This window comes from Streptomyces sp. NPDC031418, assembly GCF_055581605.1.
In genome coordinates, this window is sequence record NZ_JBVIJC010000011.1 from 40,904 (window position 1) to 60,984 (window position 20,081).

Annotated in this window: 16 protein-coding genes and 1 pseudogene; 9 read left to right on the forward strand and 8 right to left on the reverse strand. The window is 73.9% G+C overall.

All coding sequences use genetic code 11. From position 1 onward, the window contains the following. Window positions 1-89: 89 nt before the first annotated feature. Entirely contained in the window at window positions 90-974 is an 885-nt protein-coding gene (locus ACZ5CZ_RS17730) for an SCO6745 family protein (RefSeq protein WP_468943656.1), read from the reverse strand. Between the two features lie 370 nt (window positions 975-1,344). On the opposite strand from ACZ5CZ_RS17730, the gene ACZ5CZ_RS17735 reads away from it, so the two are divergent. Further along, entirely contained in the window at window positions 1,345-2,214 is an 870-nt protein-coding gene (locus ACZ5CZ_RS17735) for a hypothetical protein (protein ID WP_468943658.1), read from the forward strand. Between the two features lie 142 nt (window positions 2,215-2,356). After that, a complete protein-coding gene (locus ACZ5CZ_RS17740; protein ID WP_385840966.1) occupies window positions 2,357-3,004 on the forward strand; it encodes a class F sortase in 648 nt (215 codons plus the stop codon). A gap of 27 nt (window positions 3,005-3,031) precedes the next feature. Here ACZ5CZ_RS17740 and ACZ5CZ_RS17745 read toward each other — a convergent pair whose 3' ends face one another. The 4 genes from ACZ5CZ_RS17745 to ACZ5CZ_RS17760 form a co-directional block, all read right to left on the reverse strand. Further along, window positions 3,032-4,198 (reverse strand): GDSL-type esterase/lipase family protein, encoded by a 1,167-nt coding sequence (locus tag ACZ5CZ_RS17745; protein ID WP_468943661.1) that lies wholly within the window; start codon window positions 4,196-4,198, stop codon window positions 3,032-3,034. A 26-nt stretch (window positions 4,199-4,224) separates the two neighbouring features. Further along, window positions 4,225-4,794 (reverse strand): TetR/AcrR family transcriptional regulator, encoded by a 570-nt coding sequence (locus ACZ5CZ_RS17750; RefSeq protein WP_385840964.1) that lies wholly within the window; start codon window positions 4,792-4,794, stop codon window positions 4,225-4,227. Window positions 4,795-4,860: 66 nt separating this feature from the next. Further along, window positions 4,861-5,871 (reverse strand): LacI family DNA-binding transcriptional regulator, encoded by a 1,011-nt coding sequence (locus ACZ5CZ_RS17755; protein WP_468943665.1) that lies wholly within the window; start codon window positions 5,869-5,871, stop codon window positions 4,861-4,863. A gap of 2 nt (window positions 5,872-5,873) precedes the next feature. Further along, the gene (locus tag ACZ5CZ_RS17760; RefSeq protein WP_468943668.1) at window positions 5,874-7,175 is read right to left on the reverse strand and encodes a glycoside hydrolase family 27 protein; all 1,302 of its coding nucleotides are present in this window, start codon (window positions 7,173-7,175) and stop codon (window positions 5,874-5,876) included. A gap of 309 nt (window positions 7,176-7,484) precedes the next feature. Between ACZ5CZ_RS17760 and ACZ5CZ_RS17765 the strand changes: the two genes are divergently transcribed. Further along, window positions 7,485-8,435: a LysR family transcriptional regulator gene (locus ACZ5CZ_RS17765; RefSeq protein ID WP_468943671.1), complete on the forward strand. Its 951-nt coding sequence runs from the start codon at window positions 7,485-7,487 to the stop codon at window positions 8,433-8,435. A gap of 169 nt (window positions 8,436-8,604) precedes the next feature. Next, window positions 8,605-10,527: a collagenase gene (locus ACZ5CZ_RS17770; RefSeq protein WP_385840960.1), complete on the forward strand. Its 1,923-nt coding sequence runs from the start codon at window positions 8,605-8,607 to the stop codon at window positions 10,525-10,527. Window positions 10,528-10,600: 73 nt separating this feature from the next. Here ACZ5CZ_RS17770 and ACZ5CZ_RS17775 read toward each other — a convergent pair whose 3' ends face one another. Then, window positions 10,601-12,046, reverse strand: coding sequence for a glyceraldehyde-3-phosphate dehydrogenase (locus ACZ5CZ_RS17775; protein ID WP_385840959.1), 1,446 nt, complete (start codon window positions 12,044-12,046; stop codon window positions 10,601-10,603). A 184-nt stretch (window positions 12,047-12,230) separates the two neighbouring features. Between ACZ5CZ_RS17775 and ACZ5CZ_RS17780 the strand changes: the two genes are divergently transcribed. Continuing rightward, window positions 12,231-13,442 (forward strand): hypothetical protein, encoded by a 1,212-nt coding sequence (locus ACZ5CZ_RS17780; RefSeq protein ID WP_385840958.1) that lies wholly within the window; start codon window positions 12,231-12,233, stop codon window positions 13,440-13,442. 215 nt (window positions 13,443-13,657) lie between these two features. On the opposite strand, the gene ACZ5CZ_RS17785 is transcribed toward ACZ5CZ_RS17780, so the two are convergent. After that, entirely contained in the window at window positions 13,658-13,972 is a 315-nt protein-coding gene (locus ACZ5CZ_RS17785) for a hypothetical protein (RefSeq protein WP_385840957.1), read from the reverse strand. Window positions 13,973-14,271: 299 nt separating this feature from the next. Here ACZ5CZ_RS17785 and ACZ5CZ_RS17790 point away from each other — a divergent pair, with 299 nt between their 5' ends. Both ACZ5CZ_RS17790 and ACZ5CZ_RS17795 read left to right on the forward strand, forming a co-directional pair. Further along, window positions 14,272-15,102, forward strand: a complete 831-nt coding sequence (locus tag ACZ5CZ_RS17790; protein ID WP_385840955.1) for a PP2C family protein-serine/threonine phosphatase — start codon at window positions 14,272-14,274, stop codon at window positions 15,100-15,102. A gap of 121 nt (window positions 15,103-15,223) precedes the next feature. Next, window positions 15,224-16,225, forward strand: coding sequence for an MASE1 domain-containing protein (locus ACZ5CZ_RS17795; protein ID WP_468943677.1), 1,002 nt, complete (start codon window positions 15,224-15,226; stop codon window positions 16,223-16,225). A gap of 15 nt (window positions 16,226-16,240) precedes the next feature. Here the strand turns inward: ACZ5CZ_RS17795 and ACZ5CZ_RS17800 are convergent, their stop codons facing one another. Then, the gene (locus ACZ5CZ_RS17800; protein ID WP_468943679.1) at window positions 16,241-16,588 is read right to left on the reverse strand and encodes a hypothetical protein; all 348 of its coding nucleotides are present in this window, start codon (window positions 16,586-16,588) and stop codon (window positions 16,241-16,243) included. A gap of 514 nt (window positions 16,589-17,102) precedes the next feature. Between ACZ5CZ_RS17800 and selA the strand changes: the two genes are divergently transcribed. After that, window positions 17,103-18,395, forward strand: coding sequence for an L-seryl-tRNA(Sec) selenium transferase (gene selA, locus ACZ5CZ_RS17805; RefSeq protein WP_468943682.1), 1,293 nt, complete (start codon window positions 17,103-17,105; stop codon window positions 18,393-18,395). Beyond that, window positions 18,395-20,071 (forward strand): annotated as a pseudogene (locus ACZ5CZ_RS17810) (GTP-binding protein); the annotation flags it as partial. The gene selA and the pseudogene ACZ5CZ_RS17810, both read left to right, overlap by 1 nt. Window positions 20,072-20,081: the final 10 nt, after the last annotated feature.

Here is a 20,081-nt window from a genome sequence, read left to right on the forward strand (position 1 = left end):
CGGCGCGTCACGAGGGTGGCCGGCCGGGCCTGAGCGAGAGGCGAACCCAAGGAGGAAGGTGGGCCGACGGCCGTTGCGCTGCCCGTGGCTCAGATGCCGCCGGGCGCGGCGGCCGCGGCCCGGGTCAGGCCCACGGGGTTGCCGGTCGGCAGCAGCCCCGAGTCCTCGACCGAGCGGGCCAGCGGGGCCAGCAGCCCGGCCAGCCGTTCGGTGCGGTCCGCGCCGAGCGCGCGCCACGGGCTCTCGGCCGCCGCGTCGGTCAGCGCCTCGACCTCGGCGCGCACGGCGACCCCGGCCGGGGTGAGCGAGCCGTCCGCGCTGAGCAGAGCGCGCTCCCGCAAGCGCGTCCCGGCCGCCGCCCAGTCCGCCTGGTCCCACTTGCGGGTCTCCCGCAGGAACCGCCCGTCCGACTCGCCGGCCGCGGCCTTGAGCACCATGGCCTCCACCGGGCCGATCCCCTGGCCCACGAGCACCGCGACATGCCCGTCACCCCGGTGCTCGCGCAGGGTCGTCACCGCCTGCCACAGCCGGGCGGTGGGCCGGTCCGGGCGCTCCAGCGCCTGGTTGGCGGCGCCCAGCACCCGGCCCGCGGTGTCGGCGGCCGCGGCCGCCTCCCAGGCGAGGTCCGCGGCCTCGGCGAAGTCGCCCGAGCCGACGACGTCCGCCCCGAACAGCCTGCTCATGGCCGCGTCCATGGCGTCCCGGCGGGCCGCCAGCACATCCTCGGGAGCCGCGTACGACCAGGCGTCGGGCAGTGCCCGCGTCACCCGCGCCGGATGGAAGACGTAGAAACTGCTCGTCACCACGGACGGGGCGACCGCGCCCAGCGGTGCCGCGCGCAGTGCGAAGTACCCCATCCAGAAGCCGCGCAGTCCCAGCGCGTCCGCCGCCCGGTGCGCCTCCGGCGCGAAGTACACCAGGTCGTGCACAGGCTCGTACCGCTCCCACAGCGCCCGCGCCATCCCGTCCGCCACTGCTTCCTCCCGTTGAGCCGGCCTGTCCTGCTGACGGCACCAGCCTGCGTTATGACCGCGGTCATAACAAGCCTTTGTCCGTGTTCCGCGGATCACGGGGAGAGCCGGTTCCCGGCATGCGGACCGGCGCACGGAAGCGGCGAACTGTGGTGCGCCGTGCGGGCTGTCGCGGCGGGGTGCGGAGGGCCGGGATTGGCCCGGAAGAGGGGCCGGAACGGGGTGCCGCTGGGACAGACGGGTGGTGCTTGGACCCGGCTGGGCGGCTCGGATGGTGCGTTGGCCGGCACTCGCTGACGGTGGTTCATGTCGGGACCGGGTTCAACCAGCTGATGCCGTATCCGCTGCCCGGTAACGGCGGAAGGACATGACTATGCGTTCTGCCCGCATGCTTCTTGCCACGGCGGCCACCGCCGCAGCCCTCGCCTTCGCCACGCCCGGGGCGGCACTCGCCGCGGTCGCGGGCGACGACGGGGGGCGTGACGACTCGTCGTACAGCAGGGACCACGACAACGACTCCGACCACGACAATGATCACGGCTCGGGCCACGACAACGAGCGCGGACACGACGAGCCGCGCGGCGGGATGCACACGGGTGGCGGAGCGCTCGCCACGGTGCGGGGTCACGACCGGGGCTCCGACAGTGACCGTGGCGAGGACTCCGAGCACGGCCGGGACGAGGGCTCGGACCACGGCCGGGGCGACGACGACGAGCGCGGCAACGAGCGTGGCAACGAGCGTGGGCACGACGAGCCGCGCGGCGGGGTGCACACGGGTGGTGGCGCGCTGGCGACGGTGCGGGGTCACGACCGGGGCTCCGACAGTGACCGTGGCGAGGACTCTGAGCACGGCCGGGACGAGGGTTCCGACCACGGCCGGGGCGACGACGACGAGCGCGGCAACGAGCGTGGCAACGAGCGTGGGCACGACGAGCCGCGCGGCGGCGTGCACACGGGCGGCGGAGCGCTCGCCACGGTGCTGCGCGGTGACGACTGGGGCTCCGGCTCCGGCCGCGACGACAGCCGCTTCGACCCCGACAGCTACCGGGACAAGGACCACGGCAGCGGCCGCGGCCAGGAGGACTACGGCTCCGACCACGACCGCCCGCACGGCGGCATGCACACCGGTGGCGGAGCGCTCGCCAACCCCGGTGTCACCGCGGGCGGGATCGGCGTGCTCCTCGTAGGTGCCGCCGGCGCGTACGCGCTGCGCCGCAAGAAGGCCGCCCAGCCGGCGTCGTGACCGGCGGGCCTGCGCCCGGGACCGCGGTCGCCGCCGACGCGTACGTCGTGTCGGCGGCCCGCGCCCCCGGCGCCCGGTGCCACGCCGGATCCCCGCCCTGTCCTGATCCCCGTACTGCCGTGCCCGAGTGAGGTGGTGTCCGATGGCAGCAGATCCGTCTTCCCCCGAGCGCACGTCCGGCCGCGGAGGGCGGCTGACCCTGTGGGTCGCCGCGGCCGCCGCCCTCGCCTTCAGCGTGCTCGGCGGCCACCACGCCACGAACGGCATCTCCGAGGCCCCCCGGGCGGCGGGCGCCCGCGCCGCCGCGCCGGCCGACCCGCACCGGGTCGGCACGGCACTGCCCCGGGCCACACCGACCCGCCTGCTCATCCCGAAGATCTCCGTGGACGCCCCCTTCGTCCCGCTGACGCTCGCCGCGAACGGCCAGCTCGAGCCCCCGCCGGCCGGCGACACCAACCTCGTCGGCTGGTACGCCAAGGGCGCCGCGCCCGGCGAGCAGGGCACCGCGGTGATCGCCGGACACGTCGACACCGCGGTCTCCGCCGCCGTCTTCGCCAACCTCGACGAACTGAAACGCGGGGACACCTTCTCCGTGCAGCGGGACGACGGACGGCAGGCCGACTTCGTCGTGGACGACACCGAGACCTTCGCGAAGAACGACTTCCCCAGCAAACGCGTGTACGCCGACACGCCCCGCGCCGAGGTCCGGCTCATCACCTGCGCCGGGGACTACGACCACACGGTCCGGGACTACACCGACAACCTGGTCGTCTTCGCCCACCTCATCTGACGGGAGGTCGAGGACGGGAGATCCCGGTCAGGCGGCCCGCCGGGCCAGCGGGCCGTCCGCGGTGAACGCCAGCGCCGCGAACCGCTCGCCGATCCGGCGGTGCGCGGCGGCGTCCGGATGGAGGCCGTCGGGCAGCGGCAGCTCGGCGACGTCGGCCTCGCCGTACAGCTCCCGGCCGTCCAGGTGGTGCAGGTTCGGGTCCTCGGCGGCCCGTGCGCGCACGATCCGGGCCAGCTCCTCCCGTACGACGCGCAGGGTGAGCTTTCCGCTCGCCGTCTCCGCCGGGTCCCCGGCGGCCCGGAAGCTCAGCCGGCCCTCGCCCAGGGCGGCCAGGTCCGGGACGCTGGGGCCCGGCGTGTCCTCGTGGATCGGGCACAGGATCGGCGAGACCACCAGCAGCGGTGTGTCGGGATGGCCCTCGCGCACGGTGTCGAGGAAGCCGTGCACGGCGGGTCCGAAGGCGCGCAGCCGCATCAGGTCCGTGTTGACGAGATTGATGCCGATCTTGACGCTGATCAGGTCGGCCGGGGTGTCACGCAGCGCACGGGCGGTGAACGGGTCGAGGAGCGCGCTGCCGCCCAGCCCCAGATTGATCAGCTCCACCCCGCCGAGGGACGCGGCGAGCGCCGGCCAGGTGGTGGTGGGGCTCGCCGCGTCGGAGCCGTGACTGATCGAGCTGCCGTGGTGCAGCCACACCGGGCGGCCCCGGTCGGGCACCGGCTCCACCGGCGCGTCGGTGCGCAGTGCGACCAGCTCCGTCGTCTCGTTGTGCGGCAGCCAGATCTCCACGTCCTTGTCGGCGTCCGGCAGCCCGGTGAAGCGGACGGTGCCGACCGGACCCGGCCGGTGTTCGGCCGTACCGGTGCGCAGGTCGATCGTGAGGGTGTTGCCGCCACAGGCCGTGGCGCGGCCGGCCGGGCGGCCGTCGAGGAGCAGCTCGTAGACGCCGTCCGGGCGTGGCGGCGCCCCGGTGTACACCCGCTTGGTGGGCAGGGTGTCCAGCTCCACGGCGGTGGCGCGGGAGCGGAACAGGACGCGTACGCCGGAGGGCTGGGACTCCGCCATGGCCAGCTGCGGGTCGGCGCACTGGGCGCGGGCCCGGGCCGGCAGCCGGTGCGGCAGCAGCCCGTGGGCGGTGCGCTCCAGGTCGAGGGCGCCACGGACGAGCGCGGCGGTGAGGGGGATGGTCTGCATGGTCGGCCTGCTCTTCGAAACGGGGGTCAGCGGGTGGGCCACGTGCGCAGCAGGGAGTCGAGGGCGTCCACGATGCGCTCCCAGGACTCCTGGGAGTCGGGGGCGCTGTGGCTGAATCCGCCGGCGGTCTCCAGGTCGACGTAGCCGTGGAAGACGCTGCCGAGGAGCCGGACCGCATGGGTCTGGTCGGGTTCGGACAGCTCGTAGCCGCGCAGCACGGCCCGGGTGAGCTGGGCGATCCGGACACCCCCGCTCGCGGCGGCGGCCTCGGCGTCCAGCGGGTGGCGGGCGGCCGCGGAACGGCCGGGGTGGGCGCGGGCGTAGTCGCGGAAGACATCGGCGAAGGCGCGCAGGGCGTCCTTGCCGGCCCGGCCGGCGAGCGCCTCGGCCGAGAGGTCGGCCAGCTCGTCCAGGGCGAGCAGCGCGATCCGGGTCTTCAGGTCCTGGGAGCTCTTCAGATGCGAGTACAGGCTCGCGGTCCTCACGTCGAACCGCCGGGCCAGCGCCGAGACCGTGACCTGGTCGAAGCCGACCTCGTCGGCCAGCTCCGCGCCCGCACGGACCAGCCGTTCCGTGGTCAGACCCGCGCGCACCATGATCCCGCTCCCTCTGCCGACAGTGATTTTCTACTTTCCTAAACACTATAGGCAGATGCAAGAAGGTTATAGGTCGGCCGTGGACTCGCGGGCGACCAGGGAGAAGCGGCTGACGAACTCCTCCTGGTCCGCCACCGGGCCCGCGCCGCCCATCCGCGCGACCAGCAGATCGACCGCACGCCCGGCCATCAGCTCATGGTCCGGGTCCACCGTGGACAGGGAAGGGATCAGGAACGCGCTCTCGTCGACGTTGTCGAATCCGATCACCTTCACCTGCTGCGGCACCCGCACCCCGGCGTCGGCCAGGCCGCGCAGCACGCCGATCGCGACGGAGTCCGTCACACAGAACACCCCGTCGAAGTCCAGCCCCTCCGCCACCATGGCCCGCGCCTGCCGGGCGGCCGCCGCCATGGTCAGCGCCGGAACCGTGCGCACCAGCTCCGCGGCGTCGGGCAGCCCGGCGGCGCGCAGCGCCTGCCGGTAACCGGTGTGCCGCAGACTCGACACATCGACCTCCGTGCCCAGTTCCCCGCAGACGACGGCCACCCGCCGGCAGCCCCGCTCGAGCAGATGCCGGGTGGCGGCGGCGGACGCCTCGACATTGGGCATCGCGACATGGTCCACCGGACCGCCGAAGATGCGCTCGCCGAGGATCACGACCGGGTGGTCCACCCGGAGCGCCGCCACATCGGCCTGCCCCATGCCGACCGTGCTCAGGATCAGGCCGTCGTAGAGCCGGTTGCGGGACAGCGCCAGCGCCGCCAGCTCGTTCTCCCGGCGGGCCCCGGTCTGCTCGATGCTCACCCGCAGACCGTGCCGGCCGGCCGCGGCGATGAGGGCGGCGGCCAGCCGGCCGTAGTACGGCAGGTTCACCTCGGGCACGGCGAGACCGATGGTCCCGGTGCGGCCCGTACGCAGGTTGCGGGCCGCCACGTTGACCCGGTAGTCGAGCCGGGCCATCGCCTCCAGGACGCGCTGCCGGGTGGCCGGGCGGACATGGGGACGGTCGTTGATGACGTTGGAGACGGTCATCGCGGACACCCCGGCGGCCCTCGCCACGTCCTGGATGGTCGCCACGCTCACTCCCGCCCGTCGTCCTCCGCGAGACGATAGAGGGCGGCGCCGTGGGCGGGCAGGTCGACGGTCAGGTGACGGCCGTCGTGCCCGACGTCGGTACGGCTCCACAGCTCCCGCACCCGGTCGCCGGGCCGGGCACCGACCGAGCCGAGCGGCACCTCGTACCGGCGGGGTGCGTCGGCCAGCGAGAACACCGCCGCGTAGCGGGTACGGCCGTCGGTGTCCCCGGCGGTCCACAGCACCAGGTCGCGCTCGCGCAGCACCTCGCGGTTGCCGGTGCTGTGCCACAGCACGGCCAGCGCCTCGGCGTTGGTGAGCAGTCCGATGGTCTCGGGCGGGCTGGTGGGCAGGTCGCCGCCCATCATCAGCGGCGACCGGGAGATCAGCCACAGGGTGAGCAGGCTGATCTGCTCGGGCCGGGTCAGGCGGCACAGCCGGTCGTCGCCGACTTCGGCACGGATGCCGATCCGGCCGAGGGGCAGCATGTCGGCGTCCGCCCAGCCGCCCGGACCCTGCCAGGGGGCCCAGCGGGCCATCCGGGCGAACTGGGCCTCGACGTCCTCCCACCGGTCCCACAGGTCGTCGCAGACCCGCCACATGGTGGCGTGGTCGCGCAGGTGGTCCAGGTGGGCCAGGGAGACGTCGGTGCCGGGGGACAGGCTCAGCTCCATCGGGCGTCCGCTGCGCTCGATCGCGCGGGCGTAGGCGGTGATCTCCCGTTCGTGGTACGGGCAGAGCATGTCGTCGGCCTTGATGAAGTCGACGCCCCACCGCGCGAACTGGGCCACCTGGGCGTCGTAGTAGGCCTGGGCGCCCGGATGGCCGTGGTTCAGGCCGTAGTTGTCGGTGTTCCAGGGGCAGACCGAGCCGGTGTCGGCGATCTGGTCGGCGGTGAACTCCGTACCGGCGACGGGCAGCCGGGCGGCGACGGCCCGGCGCGGGATGCCCCGCATGATGTGCAGGCCGAAGCGGAGTCCGAGGTCGTGCACCTGGCGGGCCAGCGGCGCGAAGCCCGCTCCGCCCGCGGCGGAGGGGAAGCGGTTCGGTGCGGGCAGCTGGCGGCCGTATCCGTCGAGGACCAGCGGGGCGTCCGGGTTGTAGCCGTGGGCGCGGGCGGTGGGCTCGTACCACTGGATGTCGACCACCACGGTGTCCCAGCCGTACGGGAGCAGGTGCTCGGCGAGGAAGGCGGCGTTGGCGAGCACCTCGGCCTCGGTGACGGTGGGGCCGTAGCAGTCCCAGCTGTTCCAGCCCATCGGGGGGCGGGAGCGCCGGTCGGGCAGGGGGCGGTCCGGGGGTGTCATCGGGGGCTTCCTTACTGTGCCGGGCCACAGGGGTCCGGACGGTGACGAAGGAGTGCGATGGCAGGGTGAGGCTTACCTCGGCGGGCCCTCCGAGATCCTTTGTATCGATAAAAAAGTCGCATCGGAGCGCGGGGGCGTCAAGGGGTGGGGCACGCCAGGACGGCGGAGGGACGACTTGTGTGGACACGGGGCGTGGTGCGACGCTTCGTGCGCCGGCCACGACCCCGGTCGGCAACGGCTGTGAGCAGGGGTTTCGTCAGTGCCGCAGGCCCTGTGCGAAACCCCCGGGACAAGACGGGGAGTGGCCCGATGGAGTTGGAGCTGCGGCATCTGCGGGTGCTCTGCGCGATCGCCGACGCGGGCAGTGTGGGCCGCGCCGCCGCGCATCTGGGGTACTCGCAGCCCGCCGTGAGCACCCAGCTGCGCCGCATCGAACGCCACCTGGGCGAGCCGCTGTTCGAACGCGGCACCAGCGGGGTGCGGCCGACCGGATACGGCGCCGAGGTCGTCGCCCAGGCCCGGGACGTGCTGGCCCGCGCCGACGCCATCGGCCACCGCCCGGCCGCCCGGTCCCGCCGTACCCTGCGCGTCGCCGCGACCAACTCGCCCATGCTCTCCGGCACGGTCTCCGGGATCCGGGCCCGGCTGCCGGAGCTGTCCCTCGCCGTCAACAGCGTCTACGCGTCCTCGCGGATCGTGGAGCTGCTGGAGGAGGGCGCGGTGGACGCCGCCATCGCCGCCGACTACCCGGGCATGGAGCTGCGGCACTCCGGCGCCGTGCGGCACCGCGGGATCGTCACCGAGCCGACGTTCGTGGCCCTCCCCGCCCGGCACCGGCTCCGCCAGTGCGCCCAGGTGCAGCTCGCCGACCTCGCCGAGGACGCCTGGTTCGTGACGCCGGACGACGGCGCGGGCTGGCCCGGGGTGTTCTACGACGCCTGCGCGGCGGCCGGATTCAGCCCGGTCGCCGTCCACGAGTTCCTCGGCGACCAGAACCAGCTGCAAAGCATGATCGCCGACGGTCTCGGGGTCTCCCTGGTGCAGCCGACCTTCCGTCCGGTCCCGCAGGTCGTCGTCAAGCCGCTGGCCGGCTCCCCGCTGTGGTGCCGCTATGTGCTCGCCTGGCGGCCCGACGCGGTCGACGACGAGGTGGTGGACACGGTGCTGCAATCCGCCACCGCCGCCTACCGCGACCTCGTCGCCCAGGCGCCCCACCTGCGCAGCTGGGCCTCGCGGACGTGGAGCGTCGCCGGGGCGTGAGCGGCCCGGCCCGCCCCGCGCCGGCGGATCACGAGGACGGCGCGATGTTATGAGCGGCCGGTGTCATGTGCTATGTCACACGGCATTGTTGGCGCGGGTGACCCGCTGAGACAGTGCCTCACACGCCTCAACACCCCACAGAGGCGCATCTTTTCGTGGAGGACTCCCGATGCGCTATCGCTTCGCGCTGCCCGGACGCCTGGCCGGCGCCGCGGCCGTCTGCGCGACCGTGGCCGGTCTGCTGACCACCCCGGCGCTGGCGGCCCCCGGACCGCACACCGGCCCGGCCCCCGGATCGCACACCCGCCCGGCCGTCCCCTCGCCGACCGGCGCCGCCACCGCGGCCGACGAGCGCCCCGCCACCCAGCCCCGGCGGCTGAGCCCGGCCCAGCTCCCGCCCCGGCAGCCGCCGGCGGGCCGGCCGGCGCACCGCTCGCCCCGGGCCGCCTCCTGCACCCCGGCGGACTTCGGCGGCCGTACCGGTTCCGCCCTGGTCTCCTTCGTGCAGGCATCGACCACGGACTGCGTCAACACCCTCTTCTCGGTCACCGGCAAGGACGCGCACGACGTCTTCCGCGAGGCGCAGATGGCGACCGTCGCCAAGGCGTTCACCCGCACCGCCGGACGGTACGGCGGCGACAACTCCGGCAGCCTGGAGCAGCTGGTCCTCTTCCTGCGCGCCGGCTACTACGTCCAGTTCAACCACTCCGCGGACGTGGGGCCGTACAGCGCGCGTCTGACCACCGCCGTCACGGCCGGCCTGGACGCCTTCTTCGCCCGCCCGCACTCGGCGGACGTCAGCGCGGTCAACGGCGACATCCTCGGCGAGACCGTCATCCTCACCGACAGCGCCGACCAGCAGGGCCGCTACCTGGACGTCTACCGGCGGCTGCTGGAGGACTACGACAGCTCCTACGACGCGATCCCCAGCATGGTCCGGGCCGTCAACGACGCCTACACACCGCTGTGGCGCGGCAACTGGAACCCGGAGTACGTCCGGGCGGTCGAGGCCGACCCGGGCATCGTCGACACCCTGTACGACTTCGCCCTCGCCAACACCGACCAGCTGGGCACCGACCTGGCCTTCCTGGACGCCAACGCCGGGATGAACCTGGCTCGTTACGTCGAGCACCCCGAACTCCACGACGAGGTCGCGCCGTTGACCCGGGACCTGCTGCACGCGACCGCGATGACCGGTCCGACGGCCGCGCTGTGGGTGGCCGTGGCCACCCAGGCGAACTCCTACGACGCCGCGAACTGCGCGTACTACGACGTCTGCGACCTGCCGGCCAGGCTGACCGCGGCCGTGCTGCCGGTCACCCACCGCTGCGACGCGAACGTCACCCTGCGCGCCCAGTCCCTCACCGCCGCCGAGCTGGACGCGGCCTGCTCCAGCGTGGTGAACCAGAGCGCCTACTTCCGCACCCTGGTGAAGGCCGGCGGCCCGATACCCGGCCAGTACGTGTCCACGATCGAGCTGGTCGTCTTCGCCAGCCGCGCCGACTACCAGACCTACGCGGGCCCGATCTACGGCATCGGCACCGACAACGGCGGCATGACCCTGGACGGCAACCCCTCGGATCCGGCCAACCACGTCACGTCGATCATGTACCAGAAGAACTACGACGACGGCTTCACGGCCCGGATCTGGAACCTCAACCACGAGTACACGCACTTCCTGGACGCCCGCGACGACATGAAGGGCGACTTCGACCAGCAGGTCTCGGTGCCGGACGTGTGGTGGATCGAGGGTGTGGCCGAGTACGTCTCCTACAGCTACCGCAACCTGCCCGACGAGCAGGCGGCCCAGGAGGCGGCCAAGCACACCTACACGCTGAGCACGCTGTTCGAGAACACCTACGCGAACAGCGACGTGACCCGCACCTACCCGTGGGGCTACCTGGCCGTGCGCTACATGGCCGAGCGGCACCCCGACGACATCCAGCGCATGCTGGCCCGGTTCCGCGCCGGTGACTACGCCGGCGGCTATGCCGTCTACCACGACGGCATCGGCACCCGCTACGACGCCGACTTCGACCAGTGGCTCACGGCGTGTGCCGCGGGCGCCTGCGCCCGGCCCGCCAGGGCCTGAGCGCACGCGCCACAGCACGGCGGCCGCCGACCGGAACCCCGGTCGGCGGCCGCAGCGTGTGTCGGGCCCGGCGTCAGACGGCCGTGGCCGGGTACGTCGGGTACTCCACGCCCGAGACGTGCTGGACGACCCGGACCACCTGGCAGGAGTAGCCGAACTCGTTGTCGTACCAGAGGTAGAGGATCGCGTTGTCGCCGTCGACCTTGAGGGCGCCGGCGTCCACGATCGAGGCGTGCCGCGAGCCGATGAAGTCGCTGGAGACCGCGTCGGGCGCCGTGGTGAAGTCGATCTGGCGCTTGAGCGGCGAGGTCAGCGACACCTCGCGCAGGTAGTCGTGCACCTCCTCCTGGGTGGCCTCGCGGGCCAGCTGGAGGTTGAGGATCGCGATCGAGACGTCCGGCACCGGCACCCGGATCGAGCTGCCGCTGATCTTCGCCTTGAGGTCGGGCAGCGCCTTGGCGACGGCGGAGGCGGCACCGGTCTCGGTGATCACCATGTTGAGCGGCGCGGAGCGGCCCCGGCGCTCGGACTTGTGGTAGTTGTCCAGCAGGTTCTGGTCGTTGGTGAACGAGTGGACCGTCTCCACATGGCCGCGCAGCACGCCGTACTCGTCGTCCATGGCCTTCAGCGGCGGCACGATCGCGTTGGTGGTGCAGGAGGCGCAGGACAGGATCTGCTCGTCCGGCTTGATGGTGTCGTGGTTGACGCCGTGCACGATGTTCGGGACGTCGCCCTTGCCGGGCGCGGTCAGCACGACCTTCTCGATACCGGGGCGCAGGTGCTTGGACAGACCCTCGCGGTCGCGCCACTTGCCGGTGTTGTCGATGAGGATGGCGTCCCGGATGCCGTACTCGGTGTAGTCCACGGCGCTCGGGTCGTCGGCGTAGATCACCTTGATGGCGTTGCCGTTGGCGACGATCGTGCTCTCGGCCTCGTCCACGGTGATCGTGCCCTGGAACTGGCCGTGGATGGAGTCGCGGCGCAGCAGCGAGGCGCGCTTGACGATGTCCTGGGCGCCGCCGCCGCGGACCACGATGGCGCGCAGGCGCAGCCCGTTGCCGGAGCCGGCCTTCTCGATGAGGAGGCGGGCGACGAGCCGGCCGATGCGGCCGAAGCCGTACAGCACGACATCGCGCGGCTCACGGCGCTCGATCTTGTTGGCGCCGGTCGCGCCGGCGACGGCCTCGGCGGTGAACTCCTCGATGCTCAGGCCGCGGTCGTCGGCCTGGTACTGCGTGGCGAGCATGCCGAGGTCGATCTGCGAGGGCCCGAGGTCGAGGGTGGTGAGGGCCTTCAGGAACGGCATGGTCTCGGTGACGGACAGCTCCGCGCCGGCGATCTGCCGGGCGAAGCGGTGCGTCTTCAGGATGCTGACCACCGACTTGTTCACCAGGGAGCGGCTGTGCAGCAGGACGGTCACGTCCTGCTCGCGGTGCAGCTTCCCGATGAGCGGGATCATCGACTCCGCGATCTCCTCGCGGATCTTCCAGTTGGTGAACGAGTCGTCGTTGACAGTCACAGATCCATCTTTCGAGCTAGGCAGCGCTCAGATGATAACAACACCTCGGAGGGTCCCAGTGGGGGGTGTCGGGAGCCGGGAGCGAGCCGGGAAGTTTGCCCCGATTCCTGAATCGGGGTGGAAGTACGTAAGAAACCCGGGTCGCGATTTGCTCGTCTTACCCGGCGTGTTCAAGGTCAAGAGTGTGACCACCTCATCCGTACCCCGGCCCGAGCCGACCGCCCCCTCCGGTCCCCTCCGCCGTCCACCGGCCCTGCCCCGGATCGCCCGGCGCGGGATCCCCGAGGGGGCACTCCCGGCCCTCGCCCTGTTCGCGGCCGTCCGGCTCGCCGGGGTGCTCACGGTGATCCTCACCAACGCGGCGCGCGGCCACCCGCTGGTCAAGAACCTCGCCCACTCCTGGGACTCCCGCTGGTATCTGCACATCGCCGGCCAGGGCTACGGCCATCTCATCTGGATCACGCCCGAGGGCGCCGTCCAGGTCGACTGGGCGTTCTTCCCGCTGTATCCCGCCCTGATCAAGGCGCTGATCACCGTCCTGCCGCTCACTCCGGGCCAGGCCGCCATGGTCATCGCCTGGATCGCCGCGGGCGTGGCGGCGTACGGCGTCTACGTCATCGGCCACCACCTGTACGGGCGGGGTGTCGCCACCGTGCTGGTCGGGCTGTGGGCCGTCATGCCGCACGCCGTCGAACTGACCATCGCTTACACGGAGTCGCTGTTCGCCGCGCTCGCCGTCTGGTCCCTGTACTGCGTGCTCACCCGCCGCTGGGTGTGGGCCGGTGCGCTGGCCGCGGCCGCCGGACTGTCCCGGCCCAGCGGGTTCGCGCTGGCCGGCGCCGTCATCCTGGCCGCCGCCGTCGAGGTGGTGCGGCAGCGCGGCCGGGTCCCGGCACGGCTGTGGGCCGGTGCGCTGCTGGCCCCCCTCGGCTGGTTCGGCTATGTGCTGTGGGTCGGCAGCCAGACCGGCGACGTGTTCGGCGGCTACTTCACGGTGCAGAGCGCCTGGGACTCGCGCTTCGACTTCGGCGTCGGCGCCCTGCACTTCGTCAAAGCCCTGCTGCTGCACGGCGGCGGCGTCGTCTACCCGGCCGCCCTGATGATCGTCGCCGCGAGCCTGCTGCTGTTCGCGCTGCTGTGCCTGGACCGGGCCCCGCTGGTCCTGGTGGTCTTCACCGGGATCCTGATCCTGCTCGTGCTCGGCGGCTCCGGCTCCTTCTCCTCCAAGCCGCGGTTCCTGCTGCCGGCCTTCCCGCTGCTCATCCCGATGGCCCGCGCGCTCACCCGGACCTGGCGGGTGCGGCCCGCCCAGGCGGTGGTCGTGTACGGCGCCCTCACCATCGTGTCCCTGCTGTTCGGCGCCTATGTGACGGCGGTGGCCCACTCCCCGCTGTGAGCCGCCACCGGCCCCCGTCCGCTCGTACCGACGGGGGCCGCGCCGCCCACCGGGCGGGCGCCGGAGGGCCCCGCCGCCGAAACGACGAAAGCCACCGGACGGCCGGTGGCCGGTGCCTGGATTTCCCCAGGGCCAAAGGACACGGCACGGGCGGCACGCCGACGCGAGAGCGTCCACGTGCCGCCCGGTTTCCCGGCGGAGCCGGGCCGTGCCGGTCAGCGCGGGTTGAACACCACGCTGGCGAAGTGCCTGCTGTCGGGCGCCGCATGGCCGGGGGCGAGCCGCAGCGCCGCGCCCTGGCACTTCTTCTTCGCGTAGACGACGAGCGGCTTCTTCGTGGAGTTGCGCGGGCCACGCGCCTCCTGGCCCATGTCGAAGCACTTGTTGTCCGGCGGGCTGTCGATGGCGTACGCCTTGCCCTGGGGGCCGATCCACACGAACGTGCCGTCCGCGGCGAGCGCGGAACCCATGGTGGTCACGGAGAGGACGAGCCCGCCGAGGACGGCGACGAGCGGACGACACAGACGCATGGAGATGTCCTTCGTGGTCCTTCGCGCGTGATCCCACGCGAAGCGAATGAGTGGGGGAAGCGGTCCGGGGCCGGACCGGGGAGCCGGCCGGGACCGCCACCGCCATCTCACACCCACGGCCCCGCGCATCCCCCGGGCCGACACGGATACGTCCACCGTTCGGGTGAGGACCCCACGAGGGGCCGCGCCCGGCCGAGACCGTCCCCTATGGGCGAGATCATCATATATAGGTAAAATCGAGGCGTTTGCCGAATGTTCAGGCGGGTGCTTCCCGGGCCCCGCCCTGCCGGAAGTGACCGATGCCCCGCAAGCGCTCCACGGACGACGGCGACGAGCTGCTGGCCAGACTCGGCTCGCTGACCGCCCAGGCACGTCAGCGCGCGGAGCTTCAGCGCACCCAGGTCGAGCTGGCCATCGCCCTCCAGCGCGGCATGCTGCCCCGGGACCTGCCCACCGCACCCGGACTGCACCTCGCCGTCCGGTACGCGCCGGCCAACCTCGGCCTCAACGTGGGCGGCGACTGGTACGACGCGTTCACCCTCCCCGACGGCAGGATCGGGCTGTCCATCGGCGACGTCCAGGGGCACAACATCGAGGCCGCCGCCTTCATGGGCCAGGTCCGGGCCGGGCTGCGCGCACTCGCCACCGTCACCGGTGAACCCGGCGAGCTGCTGGCCCGCACCAACGAGCTGCTGCTCGCACTCGGCAGCGACCTCTTCGCCACCTGCACCTTCATGCGGCTCGACCCGGAAACCGGCGTGCTGGAGAGCGCCCGCGCCGGGCACATCCCCTCCGTGTGGGCCACGGCCGACGGAAAGTCCGGCGTCGTCGACGACGAGGGCGGACCGCCGCTCGGCATCGAGCGGGGCTTCGACTACCCCGTCACCCGGCACCGGCTCACCACCGGCGGAGTGTTCGTGCTGGTCACGGACGGGGTGGTGGAGGGACCCTCGCTGGCGATCGAGGCCGGCCTGGACCAGGTGGTGCGCCTCGCGGGCATCGCCGCCGTCGCCGGTCTGGCGGCCCCGGCACTGGCCGCCGCCGTGATCAAGGGCGCCGAGAGCGTCGGACACGAGGACGACGCCGCCGTCCTCGTCGTGGGCCTCGACGGGCCCGGCACGCGTCCCTGAACGGGCCCGGGCCGCCCGCCGCGGATCCGCCGCCCGGGCCGGGCGCCGGGTTCAGCCATAGGGCCGGACCGTGGCGTCTCTCGCCTCGCCGACCCGCGCCCGGCGGTGTGAGATTGCTGCTGTGGTGGGTATCGAGGAACTGCGCCGGCCGGGCGCCTATGCCGTCCAGGTGCTGGCCGTCGCGGCCTGCTACTACGTGGCCGGCCGGCTCGGGCTGCTGCGCGGGCTGTCCGTCGAGGGCGCCGTCGTCACCCCCATCTATCCGCCGACCGGCGTAGCCGTCGCCGCCCTGCTCATCCTCGGGCTGCGCTGCTGGCCCGGCATCACGCTCGGCGCCTTCTTCGTCGTGCTCTCCCTCACCACCCCCCACCTCGACGTGATCGGCGTCCTCTTCGGCAGCACCGTCGCACCGCTGTGCGCCGCGCTGCTGCTGCGCCGGGCCCGTTTCCGCCCCGACCTCGGACGGTTGCGCGACGGCGTGGCCCTGGTGTTCCTGGGCGCGCTGGGCGCGATGCTGATCAGCGCGACGGTCGGCGTCGGGCTCCTGGTGCTCACGGACAAGCTGGCCGCCCAGAGCTTCTGGCCGGTCTGGCTCGCCTGGTGGGTCGGCGACGCGATGGGTGTACTGATCGTGACGCCGTTGCTGCTCCTGCTGTACGGCGCGCGCCGGCTGCCGCCGCTGGGCCGCTGGAAGGAGGCGACCGCGCTCACGCTGGTCGCCTGCGCTCTCGTACCGCTGGCCGCCTTCAGCTCGATCAGCCTGCTGTTCCTCGTCTACCCGTTGCTCATCTGGGCCGCCCTGCGCTTCCAGCTGGTGGGCAGCGCGCTGTGCGCCCTGCTGACGTCCGTGCTGGCGACGGTCGCCGCGACGGACGGCGTCGGCGCCTTCGCCGGGCTCGACCGGATCGAGACCATGGCGAAGCTCCAGGCGTTCAACGGCTCCATGGCCCTCACCGCGCTGCTGCTGTCCGCCCTGATCACCGAGCAGCGCAACACCCGCAACTCGGTGGAGAAGGCATGCCAGGAACTGGTCGAGGTGCTGGAACACCTCACCGCCGGCGAGCCCCCGCCCCCGCGCCCGCACCCCGGCACCGACGAGCCCTTCGACCGGCCTTGGCCCTAGATTCCTTCGCCGGGGTCACCGCCGCGAGCGGTTCACCGGCCCCTCGTCGTCACCGCCCGGCTCCGCCGAGCCCGTGCCCTCGGGAGCGTCCCCGGACCGCCGTACCGGCGGATGCGCGGAACCGGTCGCGCCGGGCTGGCCGCCGCCGGTCGTGCCGTAGCCGCCCGGGATACCCGGCGGCATGTCCGCGGCGGCCTGCGCCTCGCTGATCCGGCGCCGGGCCCGCACCCCCGGCCGGCGCTCCGGGTACGGGTACTCGAACGGCTCGGCGGAGGCCCGTGCGCCGTCCGTCTCACGCTGCCGGCGCGCGGCACGCTCGGCATCGCTCGCGTCGCCCTGTCGGTTGCGGTGCTTGTCGTCCATGCCGCGCCGGGTACCCGGGAGCGGCCGCCGTCAACGCCTCCCGGCGTGTCGAACGGCCGCCCGGGGGCACTGGGAGACGATGGAAAGGCCCGGCCACGGGCACGGGCCGGACCGGAGAGACAGGGGCGGCATGGACCAGCGGCGGACGGCCTCGCCTGGTGGCGGGCCTGTGCATCGGGAAGCCGCGCATGGGGACGGCGGGCTGGGGACCGGCCACGGCAACGGACTGGCAGGCGCCCCCGGCGCCGCGCCTCTACCCCCGGGGTCCGCTGGCGGTGACGGCGTGGTAGATGAGTCCGGCCCGGGCGGCGGGCCTTGGCCTGTGGGCTCCGCCCACGGGAAGGGGCTGGCAGGCGCCCCCGGTGCCGCGCCTCTGCACCCGGGCGGGTCGCAGGCGGGTTCCGTCTCGGGTGGTGCCGCGGGGCGGGCGGCCCGGGACTCCGGTGCGCCGGAGGGCGCCGAGGGGAGCAGCGGGCGTACGCCGTCCGGCCGCGGGGCAGGGGACGTGCGGCGGATGATTCCGCGGACCGATGCGCTGCTGCGTGATCCCCGTCTCGCCGCCGCCGTGGAGCGGCTCGGCGGAGGGGTGGTCAAGGCCGCCGTCCGCCAGGCGCAGGAGCGGGCCAGGGCGGGCGGGATCGCGCCGGGGCAGGTGGCGGAGGCCGCCCTCGCCCTGCTGCCCGTCACCGCGAGCGGTCTGCGGCCGGTGATCAACGCGACGGGCGTGCTGCTGCACACCAACCTCGGCCGGGCCCCGCTCTCGGCCGCCGCGCGCCGGGCCGTCCAGGAGGCCGCCGGGCCCACCGACGTGGAACTCGACCTGGAGACCGGCGTCCGGGCCCGCCGGGGCCGCTCCGCCCTCGCCGCCCTGCGCGAGCGGGTACCGGCCGCGGGAGCCGCGCACGTCGTGAACAACGGCGCAGCCGCACTCGTCCTCGCCGCCAGCCGGGAGATCGTCGTCAGCCGCGGCGAGATGGTGGAGATCGGCGACGGCTTCCGCCTGCCCGACCTGCTGGTCTCCACCGGCGCCCGGCTCCGCGAGGTCGGCACCACCAACCGCACGACCGCCGCCGACTACGCCGACGCGATCGGCCCCGACACCGGCTTCGTGCTCAAGGTGCACCCCTCCAACTTCCGCATCACCGGCTTCACCCGGTCCGCCACGGCAGCCGAGCTGACCGGTCTCGGTGTACCGGTCGTCGTCGACATCGGCTCCGGCCTGCTCGCCCCGCACCCCGCGCTGCCCGAGGAGCCCGACGCCGACACCCAGCTGCGCGCGGGCGCCGCCCTGGTCACCGCGAGCGGCGACAAACTCCTCGGCGGCCCCCAGTGCGGACTGCTCCTCGGCGACCAGGACATCGTCCGCACGCTCGCCCGGCATCCGCTGGCCCGCGCCCTGCGCGTCGACAAGCTCACCCTCGCCGCGCTGGAGGCCACCCTCACCGGCCCGCCCACCCCGACCGCCCGCGCCCTCACCGCCGACCCGGCCCGGCTGACCGCCCGCGCCGAGCGGCTCGCCGCCTCGCTCACCGTCGACGGCATCGACGTACGGGCCGTACCGAGCACGGCCACGGTCGGTGGCGGCGGCGCCCCCGGTGTCACCCTGCCCAGCGCCGCCCTCTCCCTGCCCGAGCGGTATGCCACGGCCCTGCGGACCGGACCGATCCCGGTGGTCGGACGGCTGGAGGCCGGGCGCTGTCTGCTGGACCTGCGCGCGGTGCCGGAGGAGGACGACGAACGGCTCGCCGAAGCCGTACGGGCGGTGCACGCGCGGTGCGCCGGCCCGGCGGCGGAAGGGCGGACGTGATGCGGGTCCTCGCCACCGCCGGCCATGTCGACCACGGCAAATCGGCCCTGGTCCGCGCCCTCACCGGAATGGAACCCGACCGGTACGAGGAGGAACGCCGCCGCGGCCTCACGCTCGACCTGGGCTTCGTCTGGACCCGGCTCGGCCCGGACGGCGAACACCTCGCCTTCGTGGACGTCCCCGGGCACGAGCGGTTCGTCGCCACCATGCTCGCCGGGGTCGGACCCGTGCCCGCGGTGCTCTTCGTGGTCGCCGCCGACCAGGGCTGGCAGCCCCAGTCCGAGGAACACCTCGCCATCCTCGACGCGCTCGGCGTCCGGCACGCCGTCCTCGCGATCACCCGCAGCGACCTCGCCGACCCCGCACCCGTGCGCGCCGACGCCCTCGAACGGCTGGCCGCCACCTCCCTCGGCACGGTCCCCGCGGTGGCGGTGAGCGCCGTCACCGGCCGCGGACTGGACGCACTGCGCACCGAACTCGCCCGGCTGGCCGAGGAGTTGCCCGCCCCCGACCGGGACGCGGACGTACGGCTCTGGCTGGACCGGGCCTTCACCGTCCGCGGCCACGGCACCGTCGTCACCGGCACCCTCGGCGCGGGCACGCTGCGCGTCGGCGACCGGCTGACCACCGGGGACGGCGGCGCCTGCCTGCGGGTCAGAGGCCTCCAGAGCCTGCACGAGGAGCGCACCACGGTCGGCGCCGTCGCCCGGGTCGCCGTCAACGTGCACGGCCCCGGCGACACGGCCCTCAGCCGCGGACAGGTGCTGCTCACCCCGGACCGCTGGCGGTGCGCCGAGCTGATCGACGTACGGGTCACCGGCGAGCCCACGGCCGACCTGCCCCGCCAGGTCACCCTGCACATCGGCACCGCCGCCGTCCCGGTGACCGTCCGCCCGCTCGGCACGGACACCGCGCGGCTCACCCTCTCCCGCGCCCTGCCCCTGCGCGTCGGCGACCGGGCCGTGCTGCGCGAGCCCGGGGGCGGCCGCGGACCCCGCGCGGCCACCGTCCTCGACGTACGGCCGCCCCGGCTGACCCGGCGCGGCGCCGGCCGGGCCCGCGCGGCCGAACTGGCCACCATGACCGGCCGCCCCGACGGCACCGCCGAACTCGCCCGCCGCAAGCTGATCCGCCGCGCCGAACTGCGGGCGATGGGCGTCCCGGTCCCCGCCGAACCCGTGGCCGGCGACTGGCTCGCCGACCGGCACCACTGGGACACCCTGAAGGACCGGCTCACCGCCGAGACCGAGCGGCACGCCCGCGCCCACCCGCTCGACCCCGGGCTGCCCACCGAGGCCGCCCGCCGGCTGCTCGGCCTGCCGGACCGCGCACTGGTCGACGCCCTGGCCACCGCCACACCCGGGCTGCGCGCCCGCGGGGGCCGGCTGTACCCCGCCGACCGCGCACGGCCCGGGCTGCCCCCGCCCGTCCGCGCGGCCGTGGACGCGGTCCGCCGCGACCTGGCCCGTACGCCGTTCCGCGCGCCCGAGGCCGGCCGGCTCGCCGAACTGGGCCTGGACCGCAGGGCGTTGGCGGCGGCCGTGCAGGCGGGGGCGCTGCTGCGGATCGCCGACGGGATCGTGCTGCTGCCCGGCGCGGACACCGCGGCCGCCGCCGTGCTGCGCGATCTGCCCGGGCCGTTCACGCTCAGCGAGGCACGCCGGGCCCTGGACACCACCCGCCGGG